Raw genomic sequence first — 15,050 nt, 5'->3', positions numbered from 1 at the left:
TTGCGCCTTCCTTGTGCATGACGGGCTGCCATCGGCTGCCCTGTCGCCGAAATTATGTTTGCGATCAGCCTCGTTTCGTGGCGGCCGTCTCCCGGCCGGATTCTGGCGGCGTGCTTGGAACTAATGACGGGCGAGACTGTTTCAGCTGTGACTTTGGCATGACGCTGACACGCCCTCCTGGCTGGGTAAGCCTCGATTGTGAGGAGACTTGCATCATGAAGAATTCGTCCACAATTCGTTCAGTCGCGGCTGCGGTTATCGCTGCAGCGGGAATCAGCTTTGCCGGCTCCGCGCATGCCGACAGCGGTACCATCAGCTTCTCAGTCTACAAGGCTGCCTTCTTTGTGGGTGGTTCTGGAGGCGAGGGTACGCTGACCTTCCATGGTCGCCGCTATCCCATCACTGTCGGCGGCATCTCGGGCGGCCTCGCCTTCGGGGCTTCTAAGACCAATTTTCATGGTACCGTTCGCCATATTCGCCGCGCTCGAGATGTGACGGGGGTCTACGGTGCGGCGGGCGGTGGCGGCGCCGTCGGCAAGGGGGCCCAGGTGATCGTCATGACCAATGACAAGGGCGCCCAACTCGAACTCTCAGGCAAGCAGGTAGGCCTGCAAGTCAATGCCGATCTCAGCGGTATTGCCATCACCGTAAAGTAAGGGCCGTCGCACCGTTCGCCGCCCCGAACGGGTCGCGATGCGCAGAGTTGCTAAAACTCTACAGAGAAATCGGGTGGGGTCGCTGCCGTTGACAGGCTTGCGGCCGGTCAGTGTGCGATAATTCACAGATTGGCCGCTAAAAAAACAGTGTTTGCAGAAAACGGACTTTTTCAATTCCGATTCGCTGTTTACCGCTTGCCCGCGGGCTCATATGAGCACATTCTTAAATTGGATCCTGGCGGTGCGGTAAGACGAGAGGTCAGGCCTGCAACGCTCAATCTCGACCTCGCAGTACTTCACGTGGCGCCTTTGCTTGACTGATCCCGAGCGAGGAGGTGTCCATGTCCACGCCCTATGTCGACCACCCGCTACAACCGGGCGACCCGGTCCCGAACGTTGTGTTCGATGCAATCTCGCGCGAGGGGAAGATCGCACTTGACGATTTTCGTGGCCGCAGCCCGTTGTTGATCGGTTTGTTTCGGGGCCTGCATTGTCCGTTCTGCCGGCGCCATGTCGCCGCCATGGCATATCTCAACCCGATGCTGCGTGAGAAAGGTGTCCAATCCCTGGCTGTTGTAAACACCCCGGTCGAACGCGCGCGGCTCTATTTCCGTTACCATCCGATACCCGATCTTCTTGCTGCTTCGGACCCGGTACGGGCTTCGCACCAAGCCTTCGGCTTACGCGAGGTCGGGATCGACACGGTGATGGCGATACGGATCGATCTTCCGGGCGAGTTGCCCGAGCCCATGAGCGTGGTGGCAATGGGCGAATTTCTTAACAAGAAAGAAGGATATCAAATGACGGAAGCCGATGAGCGGATGATGACCGCCGACCACGGGCAGCTTGTCGGTCAGTTCCTCATAGACCGGCAGGGAATCGTGCGCTGGAGCTTCACCGAGGTGCTGGAGGCTGGGCTCCAGACATTCAAGGCACCGAATTCCCAGGAATTGATGTCGGTAGCTTCCCAGGTCGCGCCTTGAGAGAAAAACTGGCTCGACGCCCACCGCCAGGTGGTGCTCAGTGAGTTGCGGAACTGCTGCGGCCTTTTGCGGTGGAACACTCCGCATCACGCGGATATATAGGTCATGCTGCGTTGGCTTTTTAGCGGTTACCGATGCCCAATTCTCCCGATTCCTCAAGTGAAAGCGTTAGCAGCTCGATCTCGGGTCGCAATCAGACAGCAGATCCGGCGGCGCAAGCGGCTGCCTCGGATTCACCAGACAGTGCCCAAGTCAACGACCCGCAACCGCCCCACGGATCCTTCGGCCAAACCAGACGGGCCGCGAGCAATCTATTCCGGGCGCTACGTCACGATTTGCAGGCAAGTTCTGCCTTGGCGAAGAGCAGGACGACCGCTTCGGTTTTGAGGCGGAAGCTATGGCGGTCGATGCGGCTGGCAGCCACATCAGCTCCAACCAGGTGGATGACCACTGCTCTAGCCAGAGCCGGAGGCGGAACTCGCGTTCGGCGTATCAATCCGGCACAAAGCAGCCAGCGCCGGTCGCGTCTGGCGGGCTGGTGGAAATTCGCTCTCGGGCTGACCCTTCTTGTCTGCCTCCTCGTCGGAAGCGTGCTGGTGTGGGCACTGAAAGACGTGCCCTGGAGCGAAATCCGGGATGGAACGTTAAAGCCGGTCGTGGTGCTGGAAACTGCCGACGGCGCGCCTCTGGTCAGGCAGGGACCTTATCAAGGGCCATATGCGCGCTACGACCAGTTTCCGCCCCATCTGATCGACGCCGTCCTGTCGATCGAGGATCGCCGGTTCATGGATCATTTCGGCGTCGATCCCAGGGGCATCGGCAGGGCGTTTCTGCGGAACCTGGAGGCCGGCTCGGTGGTGGAGGGTGGCAGCACCATCACCCAGCAACTCATTAAGCTGCAATATCTCGACAGCGATCGAACGATAAAACGAAAGATACAGGAAGTTGTCATCGCCGTCTGGCTGGAATGGAAGCTCGGCAAGCGGGAAATCCTGACGCGCTATCTCAACAGCGTCTATCTTGGCGCGGGGGCTACCGGCATGCCTGCGGCCGCGCGCATCTATTTCAACAAGGATATCGGCGACCTTAACCTACCGGAGTCGGCGATGCTGGCGGGGTTGTTGCGGGCGCCCAGCCAATGGAACCCCATCGATAATTTCGAAGGCGCCCGGCAGCGCACCATGGTCGTTCTCGACGCGATGACGGCCAATGGCAAGATCACCGCGCCGGAGGCGGCGGAGGCCAAGGGGAGCTTTGCCAAGCTGCATCCAACGACGCCGACGCCGCGCTCGGGAAGCTGGTTTGCCGACTGGATTTCGCCGCAGGCGAGCGAAATCGCCGGCTCGTCGCCAGGTTCGACGACGGTGCGCACCACGCTGGTGCCGCAGTTACAACAGATGGCCGAGCGCGTCGTGAAACGGTCCCTGGACGGCGAAGGAAAAACAGTGGGGGCATCGCAGGCCGCTTTGGTTGCGATGACGCCGGACGGCGCGGTCGTAGCGATGGTTGGCGGGCGCGATTACAAGGCTAGCCAGTTCAACCGCGCCGTCACTGCGATGCGACAGCCGGGTTCCACCTTCAAGCTATTCGTCTACTACGCAGCATTGAAGGCTGGGCTCACCTTGTCCGACCAGGTGCTGGACGCGCCAATCGAAATCGACGGCTGGTCGCCGGAAAATTCCGGCGGCAACTATAGTGGGTGGGTTACGCTCGCTGAGGCATTTGCGCGATCGCTCAATGCCGCGTCGGTGGCGCTTGCCCAAGAGGTCGGTCTGGACAATGTGATTGCCGCAGCGCGCGAACTCGGCATCGATGCGCCACTGGCCGACACGCCGTCTTTGGCGCTCGGTACCTCCGAGGTCAATCTGCTCAATCTCACCAGCGCCTATGCGTCCGTCCAAGTCGGCAAGGCCCCCGTCAAGCCCTGGGGCATCATCGATTTCCAGGCGGCAGGGCAGCCCCAGGCCTTTCGCGTTGGCGCGCAATCCAAGCCGAGTGTCGATCTTTCGCCTTACCAGTCCGATCTCCTCGGGCTCCTGCAACTGGTGGTCGAGCGCGGCACCGGACGTGGAGCAGATCCCGGCACCTTTGCGGCCGGCAAGACCGGCACCAGCCAGAACAATCGTGATGCCTGGTTCGTCGGCTTCACGGACAACCTCGTCGTCGGCGTCTGGGTCGGCAATGATGATGACGCGCCGATGAAGGGAGTGACGGGCGGCGCCCTGCCGGCCCATATCTGGCGCGACTTCATCCGCGAGGCGACGACCGCACCAAGCCTGAACGGCGTGCGATCGACCGAAATAGTCGACGATGGCCAAGGCGCACCGCAGTCCTGCAACATCAGCGCCTGCTCGCGCAGTTACCGATCCTTCCGCCCGTCCGATTGTACCTATCAGCCCTATTCCGGCGGCCGACGGCTTTGCGAAAAGTGATCGGGTTCGGCAGATATCCAACCGCGGGGACTACCTGCCCAGAGCGTTTTTCAGCGCATCGACGACGACACGGACGGAGGGGACGTCTTTGATATCGGCATGGACCACAAGCCAGACCTCTCTCGTCAACGGCTGTTCGGTCTCGATGCGCTGGAGACCGCTCGACTCCAGGGCGGCGAAATCGGGAAGCATGACGACACCAGCACCAAGGCTTGCAGTTGCGGCCTGAAACTCCAGAACGGACGACCTCACGGTGATCGGCCGGCCGGCGGCCAGTTCGACCAGCCGCAATTGTTGCGGTGAGGCGTTCATGGTTTCGTCGTAACCGATGAAGGTCCAGTCCGCCGGTGGAACCGTTTCGAGATAGGCCTTCGATGCGTAGAGATGAAAGCTTGTCTCACCGAGCTTGGCGATAGCGTAATCTCCGTCCTCCGGACGCGACATTCGCACGGCGACGTCCGCCTCCCGCCTGTTCAGCGAGGCGAGGCGCTTTTCTCCGACAAGCGTGATCTCAACGCCGGGATGGTCTCGCCTGACGGTCGCGATCGGTTTTGCGAGCAGCACGCTTGAGAGTGCGGGAGGCGCGCTGATCCGGACATGGCCGCGCAATTGCGTGGCGCTGCTGCGACCAAGCTGCTCGATTGCGGCTGTCTGGACAGCGACGAGAGCCGCGTGCCTGGCGACCTGCTCTCCGTCCGAAGTCAAGATGATGCGGCGTCCGCGGCGGTCGACGAGTCTGCGTCCGAGACTGGCTTCGGCGACGAAACGCGCCGACTGACGGTCGCATGTTCGACGCCGAGTTGTTTTGCTGCGCTCAGCAACGTTCCCGATTGCGCGAGGGCCAGGAAATGCCGAAGGTCGTCCCAATCCAGCTTTGTGAAATCTCTCCCAATCATTGTGCAATAATAGGGAATTTTAACCCATTTCGCCATCGCTTAATTTGTCCGAAATAAGGAGAGCACGAGCGATGACTGACCAGATCCTATGGCTGAACGCCCCCGGCGACAGCACCCAGCTCCATATTGAGCAGTACCAGTGTGAGGGCCCCGGCGATGGCGAGATCCGAATCCGTCATGAGGCGATCGGAACGAACTTCCTCGACGTTTATCACCGAAAAGGTATCTACCCGATGCCGTCCTACCCCGCGGTGATTGGCGCCGAGGCGGCTGGCATCGTCGAGGACGTCGGCTCCGGCGTCTCGATGTTCGAGAGAGGTGATCGCGTTGCCTATGCCGGGCCTCCGGTTGGCGCCTATCGCTCCGCACGCAACATCGCCGCCGAAAGGGCGATCAAGCTGCCCGATGCCATTTCGGCAAGAACGGCCGCGAGTTCGCTGCTCAAAGGCATGACCGCCTACATGCTGTTGAAGAAGACCTATAATGTGCGTGCAGGAAATCAGGTTCTGATCCGTGCGGCCGCGGGCGGGCTCGGCAGCATCCTGGTTCGCTGGGCCAAATCGCTTCAAGCCACGGTGATCGGGACGGTCGGCTCCTCCGAAAAAGCAGCCCTCGCCGCATCTTGTGGAGCCAATCATCTGATCGTTGGACGCGGCGCCGATATCGTCGCTGAAGTGAAGCGGTTGACGAACGGGCTCGGCGTCGACGTCGCCTATGATGGGATCGGCGGCGAGACGCTTCTCAAAAGCATACGCTCTGTCCGCCCATTCGGCATGGCTGTCACCATCGGTCAGGCGGCCGGCGCCATTCCACCCGTGGCTGTCGAGGAACTTCGCCCGGGCAAGGCGCTCTGCCATCCGAGCATCATGGCCTGGTGCGCCGACGTCGAACAATATCGCGAGGCTGCAGTCGCTGCGATCAGGGCGATGGAGACAGGCATCGTTTCGCAAATCGGTGCCGAATACCGTTTGTCCGAGGTTGCCAAGGCGCACGACGAGATGGAATCCGGGCGCGCGGCGGGCAGTATCCTGCTGATACCTTGATTGCCTGCGCTCCGATCCGAGCGGCGGCTTTCGACGGGCTGATCCGGGTGGGCGATCCGGCGGCCCACTTATCCGAAAAATGGCATTATCTTATCCATTCCGTCCATCTACAGCGACAAAGCGTGTTTCGGTAGACTGCCGCCAGGTGGGCGATCGGCAATGGACCAGCCCGAGCCACCTCGTAAGGACGCCGGCCCGTCCGGCCGGCGGCAAGTGACGGAAAAGAATGAAAGACATGTCTACAGACAACAAGCCACTGATCGCGGTCACCGGTGCAACGAGCAAACAGGGGCGCAGCGTCGTTGCGACGCTTCTTGAAAGCCAGCGTTTCCGCGTCCGCGCTCTCACTCGAAGAAGGGATTCGCCCGAAGCTTTGCGTCTCGAGAAACTCGGCGCGGAAATCGTCGCCGCACCCCTCGAACTCGGCCTTCAGAAGGAATTCGTTGCGGCATTCAAGGGCGCGGATGGCGCGTTTCTGATGACGCCGCCGATCGCCCCGCCGGACACGACCGAAGCGCCTCTCGGCCGGCAGCTGGCGGATGCGGCCGTGGAGGCCGACGTCGGGCACATTGTCTTCAGCACGCTGGAGAATGTGGACAAGATCACCGGTGGGACGAAATATGCGCCGCATTTTACCGACAAAGCGCGCGTTGCAGATCATATTCGCGGCCTGCCGATCTCTCATTCCTTCGTCATGCTGGCATTCTTCTATACAAACCTTATCGAGTATTATGCGCCGCGCATGGAAGGCGACACCCTGCTCTTGCCGATTTATCTTCCGGAAGATTTCCGGGCGCCTTTCGTCGATCCGCTGACGGCGACCGGGCCTGTTGTCCTCGAGATTTTCTCGAACCCCGAGCGCTACAACGGCAAAACGCTGCCGATCGTCGGCGATATCATTTCTCCGCGGGAGATGGTCGAAACCTTCCGGCGCGTCACCGGCCGCAAGGCCGAGTATCGAAATGCTTTCACCAGAGATGGGCTGCTGCGCTATTTTCCGGAATTTGCCGCCAACGAATTTTTCGTTCGAGAGCTTCTCGGGATGGTCGAGTATGCGGTCGAATATGGCTATTTCGGCAAGGAGCACGATCTCGAATGGAGCCGGCGGCTCAATCCCCAGACGCTCAACTGGGAGCAGTTTCTGCGGACGACGGGATGGCGCGGCGACAAGAGGTCTTTCGGAGATTGAAGCTGTCTCGCACAAGTGCCGCAGCGCCTGCGTGGCAACGACATGCTTGAAAGCAAAGTCTTACGACGGCCGGATTCCCGGCAGCTTGGCAATCTCGGCGGCAAGAAAGTCGACGAGGAGCCGAACGCGGGCAATGGCTGCACGCTCCGGAACAATCAGCAAGCTCAGCGGAACGGGCGAAGGCCGATAGTCTCCAAGCACCACCTCCAGCCGGCCGTCGTCCAGCAGATCGTGAACCAGCCAGAGATGTGTTGGACCGATGCCGCGTCCGGCAGCAAGGGCTTCGCGCGCCGCAAGCCCGTGATCGACACGCAGCCGGCCGCCGACCGGGATGACCAGGCTGGCGCCATCGGGAGAGGAAAGAAGGAGCTGATTGCTGCCAACCACGTTGGACATCACGATGGTTTCATAGCGTGACAGATCGGCCGGGCGCTCCGGCCGCCCCCGGGCGGACAAATAGGCCGGAGCACCGACCAGCAGCCGCTGGCTCTCTCCGATCGCGTGGAGTTTCATCGAGCTGTCGGCGAGAGGTCCAAGGCGAAGCGCCACGTCAACGCCTTCGCGAACCAGGTCGATGCGCTCGTCCGTCAGATTGAGGTCGATGCGGATGTCGGGATGCCTGTCCTGGAAGTCAAAGATCATTCGCGTGACATGCATGACACCGAGCGCTGCCGTACAGGAAAGCCGGACAGCGCCCGCCGGCGCCTGACGGGCATCTCTGGCTTCCTCGGCAGCCTGTTCGACCAGGCGCAGGATCTGCAGGCAGTTGGCATAATAGCGACTGCCTTCCTCCGTCAGGGTGACGCGGCGGGTGGTGCGGCTGAGAAGCGGCACGCCGACAGCCTCCTCAAGCTCATTGAGGTGCCGCGTCACGGTGGACTGGCCGAAGCCGAGCTCCTTTGCGACCATCGACAGGTTGCCGCGCTCGGCCACCCGAACAAAGGTGCGCATCCTGTCAAACGACAATCCCGCGTTATCCATTTTTCAGCACAGTGGTCGCCATCCGCTCCATATACGGAATAATCGTGACTGTGGCCAGGCCGGAACGGGCCAGATCACCGCGTCGACCCACGGGCCACGATCGAAAAGCCGCAGTCGACCCTGTCTTGCTCGACCGGCTCGTCGTGGATGGCGCGCTGCAGCATGTCGGCGACGCGGTGGCCGATGTCGTAGCGCGGTAGGTGCACCGTCGTCAGCGACGGCTCGATGAAGGGCGAAAATTCCAGGTCGTTGAAGCCGCAGATGCCGACATCCTCCGGCACGCGTATGCCGCGCGCCTTGCATTCGATCAGCACGCCGAAGGCCAGTTCATCGCTCTGGGCAAAAACGGCATCGACATCGGGCACGCGCTCGAGCAGGCGGGAGAACAACTCCCTGCCGAGGCCGATACGGCTCGGCGCATCGCCGCCGATGATGAGATCCTCTTGGAAAAGGCCGGCTTCCCGCATTACTGCCTCATACCCCTCGATGCGCCGGCGCGAGCGGACATCCGCGCCGCGGCCGATGAAGGCGATCCGACTATAGCCCCTCGACAACAGAAAGCGGGTGGGTTCGGCGCCGGCCGCATAATGATCGAGGCCGACGACCAGCCTTTGCGGTTCCTGGCTGAGATCGGTGACATGGGCGATGGGACAGGCGGCGTTCTCGATCAGCGGCAGAAGATTGCAATAGGATTCGGCGCCGGCGATGATGACGCCGGCCGGCTTCTGGGTCAGGATGGATTTCAGCAAGCCAGCCTCGCCCTCGGCATGGTGCAGCGTGCTGGAATATTGCACAGTGAACTCGGTGCCGCGGAAGCGATCCTCGATGCCGATCATCAGGCCGGCAAAACCGTACTGATGCAGGGCGGGCGTGATGACGCCGATAATGCCGTTGTGGCGGCCGGCCAGCGCCCGAGCGGCAAGATTGGGAATATAGCCCATCTCCTCGACCGTGCGCAGAATCTCCTCGCGCAGATCCTCCGAGACGATTTCCGGATTGCGCAACGCACGCGAAATGGTGATCGGGCTGACGCCCACCTTCTTCGCCACATCGCTCAGCTTCACCTGCATCCCGCGTTTGGCTTTCCGCCCCCGCTCAACCGAGTTCTTCATCGCCCCTCATATACCGTGGGCGAGACGCGCCTGCGGCTGATTCCCCGGTCATTACTTCCTGACGAAGAAATATTTTAGAGTCTACTAACTTTTATGGCCGCAACGGGTTCCAGATCCGACTTGCCGAAGAGAGCGGGATCGCCTTTATCAGGCGAAACGACCGGCAGTTTGGCAGAGAGCGCGGCGGCTCGCGCCGACCCCGGGCGACGAAGGTTAAACTTCAGTAATGTCTTACAAATCGGCAATATAAACATGATCAATGTTTAATTTGTAAAGCCGTTCGGCGCGATCATATTAATCCCGAGCGCGAATTCTTCTTGCCCTCCCCGATCGTCGCCTCCCGACGATCCGCGCCGGCGAGCGGAGGAATTGGCGCACCTCATCCGACGCCGGGTCCCAGACATGGAACTACGACGCCATCACAAGCCAACGCTCTCGCAAGGGATCACCACCATGTCACATATTCTCAGCAAACATCGCACAGCAGCGCTTGTCGGGGCCGCCATCATCGCCGGCGCGGCTTGCCTGCCCTACGCCATCAATTCGTCCAGCGCCTTTGCCGCGCCATCGGACACGGGCGGTGTTCTCGCCCCGAGCGGCTCCTTCGCCTCGGTCGTCGACGCCGACAAGCCTGCCGTCGTCACCATCACCACGACGATGAAGACGACGGATGTCAGCGCCGATCAGCAATCGCCGATGGACGAGCAGTTCCGCCAGTTCTTCGAGGATCAGGGCATTCCGCTGCCGCGCCCGGCGCCGCAACAGCGCGGCTCCCAGCATGCGATGGCGCTCGGCTCCGGCTTCATCGTCAGTCCCGACGGCGTGATCGTCACCAACAACCATGTCATCGACAATGCCGTCGACATCAAGGTGACGCTCGACGACGGCACGGAACTTCCGGCCAAGCTGATTGGCACCGATCCGAAATCCGATGTCGCCGTCTTGAAGATCCAGGCGGGCAAGCCGCTGCAGACCATCGCCTGGGGCGATTCCGACAAGCTGAAGCTCGGCGACCAGATCCTGGCGATCGGCAATCCCTTCGGCATCGGCACCACGGTGACGGCGGGCATCGTTTCGGCGCGCGGCCGCGACCTGCACAGCGGGCCATATGACGATTTCATCCAGATCGATGCGCCGATCAACCACGGCAATTCGGGCGGCCCGCTGGTCGATCGTGAGGGCAAGGTCGTCGGCATCAACACCGCCATCTATTCGCCGAACGGCGGCAGCGTCGGTGTCGGCTTCGCCATTCCCTCCGACGAGGCCAAGGAGATCGTCGCCAAGCTCGAGAAGGACGGTTCGATCAATCACGGCTACCTCGGCGTGCAGATCCAGCCGGTCACGAAAGACGTCGCCGATGCCGTCGGCCTCGACAAGACGGGCGGCGCGCTGGTGGCCGCCGTCTCCGCCGATACGCCGGCCGCCCATGCCGGCCTGAAGCCCGGCGACATCGTCACGTCGGTCGGCGGCGAGACCGTCAAGACGCCGAAGGACCTGTCGCGTCTCGTCGCCGATCTCTCGCCGGGCACGCAGAAATCGCTCGGCGTCTGGCGCGACGGCAAGGCGATCGATCTCAACGTCACCGTCGGCGCCAATGCGGACGGCCAGAAGCAGGCCGCAGCGACAAGCCCGGAAGCGCCGGGTCGGGCCTCCGGCCAGCCGAGCCTCGGCATCGGCCTTGCCGAGCTGACGCCGGATGTGCGCCAGCAGCTCAACCTGCCGCGCTCGGTCAGCGGCGCGGTGGTCGCCAGCGTCAATCCGGACAAATCGGCCGCTGCCGCCGGCATTCAGTCGGGCGACGTCATCGTCTCGGTCAACGACCGGCCGGTGCACAATGCCCGCGACGCCAAGGCCGCAATCGCCGAAGCCGGCAAGGCCGGCCGCAAATCCGTGCTGCTGCTCGTCGAACGCGACGGGAATAAAACCTTCGTCGCCGTGCCTTTTGCCGCGGCGTGAAGCAATCCAGCAAAAGCTTGCGAAAGCGGGCTCACTTTGCTGACAAAATCTCTTCCGTCATGCTCGGCCTTGTGCCGAGCATCTGACCACCGCAATTGTTCCGCCGTAAAAGCGTTAATTATCAAATGCCTGATTGGACGTGCGCAGATCCTCGGCACAAGGCAGCACAAGGCCGAGGATGACGTCCCCTTGTGGCTGTCCGGCTCCGGGACGGAGCTGCGCCCGGACGTCGCAATATAAAGGCGGCATTTCCCGCGAATCCAAACAAACCGCCTGCATTGTATGCCGGGAAACAACACCAAACCATGACGTTGCCTTGTTGCCTGACATTCCCGCCGACGGGCCGTCAACTGCCGCTGGACGAATTAACCCTACTGCCTTACCTTAATATCAGCATCAACTTGAATACATCCCGCCCTGTGACATCGTATTTTCATGATCGCTAATTTGTTCCGGCACGGCGCCCCGGAACGGTGACCCGCCTTTCCCGAGAGGGACCGGCTTCATGCATCAAGCAGCGCCGCAACATCAAACGGAGGGGTATGCCATGAATAACATTGTGGAATTTCGTGCCAAATGCCCGAATGACAAAGATCTGGCCGACTGCCGGGAAGCGCTTGAGCCGCAGGTGATGAAGATCGTTGCCGAAGCCGTCGGCAGGGGCTATCCGCCGGCCGAGGCGGCCATGGTGGTCGCCGATATCGCCGACGACTATATTCTGATGCTGTCGCGCGAGCTGCGGCATTGATGGCGGCGTGCGCAGATCCGCACGCCGGCAAGCCGGAAACAAGGGAATCAGTGGACCGCGCAGCGCCTGCCGGGGTAGCAGGGGGTACAGGAGACGAGACCGGCCGCGCGGTCCGGCGATCCTAACGCCGGATCATGCCGGAAGTTCCGGCCCCGGCGCTATCGCCATTTCGGCTGGGGCGGCGGCGCATTGGCCCGGATCTCATGCAGCGGTGCGTGAGACCCGAGCAGCTTTTTCAGCTTCTTCTCCTCCGCCGGGCCAATCCCAAACTTGCGGCAATGCTCGGCAACGTCATGCTCCCGGGGCCCGGGAACGCGAACTTGGCGGTTGCTCATGCTCTTCATGTCCGTTTCCTCCTTGAAGAGGATAACAAACAGGCGGCGGTTTTGTTCGTTAGTAAAGTCTAATTTTAGTAGGTGGCGAAATACGGCAATATATCAGCCGAGCTGACGCCGTTTTGCTGCGTTTGACTTGCCGGCATTCTCCGTCAATCGCCTGCTTGCCAGACAGCGCAAAGCTGGGCGCGCCCCGCTCAACTGATCTTCAGCCAATGCCTGAGCGCCGCCACAGCCCCATCGCTGGCATAGGCAATGACTCCGCCGGTCGTCAGGCCTGCGAAGGCAATCAGCCCGGAGATGCCATAGCCGATCGATTTCATCCGTTTCCACTCTTCGAGCGCCGGGCCGACCGTCTCCTGGTTTTTCTCGACGGTTTCCTTGAGCGTCAGGATCTCGGCGCGGATCTGCGTATCGGCTCCGCCTGTGATTGCCACCCTGGTATCGAGATGGGCGATCTGCCTTGCCTGTTCGTCGAGCCGTCTGTGGATCACCGTACGGCTCTCATGGGCATTGGCCTTTTCGTCGCCCATCTCCTGGCGCAGCAGCGCGACATTTTCCTCGATGCCGGTCAGCCTTCCCTCGACGCGCCCGAGAGCGCGCAGGATATCGTCGTTGGATGTCATGGCGGGGCCACCTCAGGGATTGAATTTGAGCTTCTCGGACTGGGCAATGCCGTTCGATATCCGGTCGATCATGATCGGCTGCGGGTGGATGAAGGAGACCGGCGAAAGCTCCCCGACGGACGGCGCCGGACGCACCACAGAGCCGGCCGGCAGAATGACGGCGCTCACGCCTTGATAGGTGATAACGTTGCCGGCGATGCTGGCGATGACCTGCGTGCTCAAGCGAGCCAGGCCGTCCGGACCGGAATAGATGTGCAGCGTCTGCTCGGGCCTGAAGATGCTCGCATCCGCGACGACGATCTGGTTATAGGTGGTAACGCCGTCCGTTCCGGCCTGCGCGGTCAATGTCGTGCTCGCAAGCTCCAGCATGCCGGGCCAGACACCGCCTCTGGAGGGGGAGACCCATGCTGCGTAGGTATCGATTGCCGCGTCGCAGCAAGCCGATGTCTGCGCAAGGATATCATCGCGAAGCCGCCATTTGCCCGAAGCGTCCGTTCCGTCCGACGGCCAGCTGTTGTTGGCGCTATAGACCTGATATTCCGCCCGCAGGCCGAGATCGTTGCAGGTGATGGTCCCGGTCGCCGGCGAGGTGCCGCCGGCGAAATTGTAGGTGAAGGTGTTGGCGTCGACGACCGATATCACATAGCTTCCATTGTAAGCGGTCGGCGTCGCTCCCGAAATGCTGACGGTCTGGCCGGTCGCCAGTCCGTTGAGGCCGCTTGCGATGGTCGCCGTGGCAACCGTGCCGACCGAGGTCAGCGTGATGTTGCGTGTAACGGTCGTGCGCCCCAGCGGCGGGAAGGCGACGATTCTGACGCCGGCATATTCGGCGCGCAGGCGGGTGACCAGCGAGCGGTAATTGGTGGTGAAGAACTGCGTATAGGTCGAGGCCGTGTCGTTCTGCCCCATCTGATTTGTTATGACCGTGAACGGCCATTTATTGCCGTTGAAGGCGTTGATTTCTCGGATGATGTCTCGGCGCCTGGTCGCGATCGAGGAGCCGCTGCCGGTATATTCACGGACGGAGCCGGCGCCGGGCATGCCGATCAGGCAATGCGGAATGCGGCCAGGGCCACCGTCCCTGTCGAGCCAGCGGCGCAACCAGCCGAGATTGCCGCGCATATCGGCTGCGGACGAATATTCCTGTCGCGCCTCGCCGATGCTGTCGACGAACGCCAGCGCGACCGGCCTTCCATCCCAGTCGCCCTTGGCGACCATGAAATCGGCCCCCCAATATTGCGGCTGCGCCTGTGTGCCATAGCCGCTATCGAGCGCGGCGGTGCTGTCGGCGAGCGGGCTATCCTTGAAGGCGACCAGGCTGGCGAGATCGCCGGCGCCCCAGACGCGTTCGCCGCGATGCTTCTGGATGCGGTAGACCGGCCAGATCTTCTCGCCGACGGCGGTGTGATAAAACAGCCAGATTTCGATTTCGCTTTCCGGCGCGACGTCTGGAATGGTGAGTTCGTCCGTCCAGGCGCCGTTCGTCTGATCGGCGACGGTCACCGTGTTCGCCCCGGCGAAGCGGCACTGGTAGAAGACGCCGGCGACGCGGATGAACATGGCGTCGGCGATCACGGAATTGCCCGGCGTGCCGATTGTGCCGGTGACGACGGTTTCCTGCGGCGAATTTCCGCCTTCGGTCGAGGCGAAGCCGGAGAGATGGAAGCGGAAGGTCCGCGTCTTGTATTGCGGCGTGTTGACGACGATCTTGGTGCAGACATAATTCGTGCCGGAGGCGGCGGTGACGATCGCGCCCGACGGCATGCGGTTGCGGGTGGCGAAGAACATGTAGCGGTCGGGGTCTCCGGCGCTCGCGCCGGCGCCATTCAGCATCGGATTGGCAAGGGCGAGCGAAATGGCATTCATCATCGGCGTGTTCCATATCGGCTGGTGAGGTCATCATAGAATTTGACGCTGCGCCCCTGGCGGGCGTTGGCGCGGTCGAGTGCTTGGCGCTCGCGGGCGAGGATCGCAATCAGCGGCTCGCCCTCGCGGACAGGCGCATGCGCTTCCTGCTTTCTGAGATCGTCGGGCAGCGGCGGCAGCACGATGCCGGCCGCCGCCTGCCCGCTCGCGACCGCCGCCTTGTTCAG

General features: G+C 61.9%; 13 protein-coding genes and 1 pseudogene. 7 read left to right on the top strand and 7 right to left on the bottom strand.

The features are described 5' to 3' along the window. The first annotated feature begins 215 nt into the window (after positions 1 to 215). The 3 genes from AMK02_RS05785 (at position 216) to AMK02_RS05775 (ending at position 4,071) form a co-directional block, all read left to right on the top strand. Positions 216 to 656, top strand: coding sequence for a hypothetical protein (locus AMK02_RS05785; RefSeq protein ID WP_064801094.1), 441 nt, complete (start codon positions 216 to 218; stop codon positions 654 to 656). Positions 657 to 997: 341 nt separating this feature from the next. Then, positions 998 to 1,639 carry a peroxiredoxin-like family protein gene (locus AMK02_RS05780; RefSeq protein WP_064801092.1) on the top strand — a complete coding sequence of 214 codons (642 nt, stop codon included), beginning with the start codon at positions 998 to 1,000 and terminating at the stop codon, positions 1,637 to 1,639. A 134-nt stretch (positions 1,640 to 1,773) separates the two neighbouring features. Continuing rightward, a complete protein-coding gene (locus AMK02_RS05775) occupies positions 1,774 to 4,071 on the top strand; it encodes a PBP1A family penicillin-binding protein (RefSeq protein WP_064801090.1) in 2,298 nt (765 codons plus the stop codon). A 30-nt stretch (positions 4,072 to 4,101) separates the two neighbouring features. Here the strand turns inward: AMK02_RS05775 and AMK02_RS05770 are convergent. Continuing rightward, positions 4,102 to 4,967: pseudogene (locus AMK02_RS05770) on the bottom strand (LysR family transcriptional regulator). A gap of 71 nt (positions 4,968 to 5,038) precedes the next feature. Between AMK02_RS05770 and AMK02_RS05765 the strand changes: the two are divergent. Together AMK02_RS05765 and AMK02_RS05760 are read left to right on the top strand one after the other, a co-directional pair. Continuing rightward, positions 5,039 to 6,010 (top strand): quinone oxidoreductase family protein, encoded by a 972-nt coding sequence (locus tag AMK02_RS05765; RefSeq protein ID WP_064801088.1) that lies wholly within the window; start codon positions 5,039 to 5,041, stop codon positions 6,008 to 6,010. Between the two features lie 235 nt (positions 6,011 to 6,245). Beyond that, positions 6,246 to 7,199: an NmrA/HSCARG family protein gene (locus AMK02_RS05760; protein ID WP_064806007.1), complete on the top strand. Its 954-nt coding sequence runs from the start codon at positions 6,246 to 6,248 to the stop codon at positions 7,197 to 7,199. A 60-nt stretch (positions 7,200 to 7,259) separates the two neighbouring features. Here AMK02_RS05760 and AMK02_RS05755 read toward each other — a convergent pair whose 3' ends face one another. Both AMK02_RS05755 and AMK02_RS05750 read right to left on the bottom strand, forming a co-directional pair. After that, positions 7,260 to 8,180: a LysR family transcriptional regulator gene (locus AMK02_RS05755; protein WP_064801086.1), complete on the bottom strand. Its 921-nt coding sequence runs from the start codon at positions 8,178 to 8,180 to the stop codon at positions 7,260 to 7,262. 74 nt (positions 8,181 to 8,254) lie between these two features. Then, positions 8,255 to 9,292: a LacI family DNA-binding transcriptional regulator gene (locus AMK02_RS05750; protein WP_064801084.1), complete on the bottom strand. Its 1,038-nt coding sequence runs from the start codon at positions 9,290 to 9,292 to the stop codon at positions 8,255 to 8,257. Positions 9,293 to 9,745: 453 nt separating this feature from the next. Between AMK02_RS05750 and AMK02_RS05745 the strand changes: the two genes are divergently transcribed. After that, complete coding sequence (locus tag AMK02_RS05745; protein WP_064801082.1) at positions 9,746 to 11,248, top strand: DegQ family serine endoprotease; 1,503 nt, start codon at positions 9,746 to 9,748, stop codon at positions 11,246 to 11,248. Between the two features lie 547 nt (positions 11,249 to 11,795). After that, the gene (locus AMK02_RS05740) at positions 11,796 to 11,996 is read left to right on the top strand and encodes a hypothetical protein (protein ID WP_064801080.1); all 201 of its coding nucleotides are present in this window, start codon (positions 11,796 to 11,798) and stop codon (positions 11,994 to 11,996) included. A 158-nt stretch (positions 11,997 to 12,154) separates the two neighbouring features. On the opposite strand, the gene AMK02_RS29940 is transcribed toward AMK02_RS05740, so the two are convergent. From AMK02_RS29940 to AMK02_RS05720, 4 genes are all read right to left on the bottom strand, one after another. After that, a complete protein-coding gene (locus tag AMK02_RS29940; RefSeq protein ID WP_082240273.1) occupies positions 12,155 to 12,340 on the bottom strand; it encodes a hypothetical protein in 186 nt (61 codons plus the stop codon). A gap of 188 nt (positions 12,341 to 12,528) precedes the next feature. Then, positions 12,529 to 12,957 carry a hypothetical protein gene (locus tag AMK02_RS05730; RefSeq protein WP_064801077.1) on the bottom strand — a complete coding sequence of 143 codons (429 nt, stop codon included), beginning with the start codon at positions 12,955 to 12,957 and terminating at the stop codon, positions 12,529 to 12,531. A 12-nt stretch (positions 12,958 to 12,969) separates the two neighbouring features. Then, positions 12,970 to 14,826: a hypothetical protein gene (locus AMK02_RS05725; RefSeq protein ID WP_064801076.1), complete on the bottom strand. Its 1,857-nt coding sequence runs from the start codon at positions 14,824 to 14,826 to the stop codon at positions 12,970 to 12,972. Next, positions 14,823 to 15,050, bottom strand: coding sequence for a hypothetical protein (locus AMK02_RS05720; RefSeq protein WP_064806005.1), 228 nt, complete (start codon positions 15,048 to 15,050; stop codon positions 14,823 to 14,825). The genes AMK02_RS05725 and AMK02_RS05720 overlap by 4 nt, the downstream gene beginning before the upstream one ends.

Origin of the sequence: Rhizobium sp. N731, from assembly GCF_001664145.1 — a bacterium.
Taxonomy (GTDB): Bacteria; Pseudomonadota; Alphaproteobacteria; order Rhizobiales; family Rhizobiaceae; genus Rhizobium; species Rhizobium esperanzae.
This window is presented reverse-complemented; position numbering and strand designations above follow the sequence as displayed.

Excerpts from the sequence above, each read along its gene's own strand:
- AMK02_RS05745 (WP_064801082.1), top strand. The coding sequence starts at position 9,746 with ATGTCACATATTCTCAGCAAACATCGCACAGCAGCGCTTGTCGGGGCC.
- AMK02_RS29940 (WP_082240273.1), bottom strand. The coding sequence starts at position 12,340 with ATGAAGAGCATGAGCAACCGCCAAGTTCGCGTTCCCGGGCCCCGGGAG.
- AMK02_RS05740 (WP_064801080.1), top strand. The coding sequence starts at position 11,796 with ATGAATAACATTGTGGAATTTCGTGCCAAATGCCCGAATGACAAAGAT.
- AMK02_RS05755 (WP_064801086.1), bottom strand. The coding sequence starts at position 8,180 with ATGGATAACGCGGGATTGTCGTTTGACAGGATGCGCACCTTTGTTCGG.
- AMK02_RS05780 (WP_064801092.1), top strand. The coding sequence starts at position 998 with ATGTCCACGCCCTATGTCGACCACCCGCTACAACCGGGCGACCCGGTC.
- AMK02_RS05725 (WP_064801076.1), bottom strand. The coding sequence starts at position 14,826 with ATGATGAATGCCATTTCGCTCGCCCTTGCCAATCCGATGCTGAATGGC.
- AMK02_RS05765 (WP_064801088.1), top strand. The coding sequence starts at position 5,039 with ATGACTGACCAGATCCTATGGCTGAACGCCCCCGGCGACAGCACCCAG.
- AMK02_RS05750 (WP_064801084.1), bottom strand. The coding sequence starts at position 9,292 with ATGAAGAACTCGGTTGAGCGGGGGCGGAAAGCCAAACGCGGGATGCAG.
- AMK02_RS05730 (WP_064801077.1), bottom strand. The coding sequence starts at position 12,957 with ATGACATCCAACGACGATATCCTGCGCGCTCTCGGGCGCGTCGAGGGA.
- AMK02_RS05760 (WP_064806007.1), top strand. The coding sequence starts at position 6,246 with ATGTCTACAGACAACAAGCCACTGATCGCGGTCACCGGTGCAACGAGC.
- AMK02_RS05775 (WP_064801090.1), top strand. The coding sequence starts at position 1,774 with ATGCCCAATTCTCCCGATTCCTCAAGTGAAAGCGTTAGCAGCTCGATC.
- AMK02_RS05785 (WP_064801094.1), top strand. The coding sequence starts at position 216 with ATGAAGAATTCGTCCACAATTCGTTCAGTCGCGGCTGCGGTTATCGCT.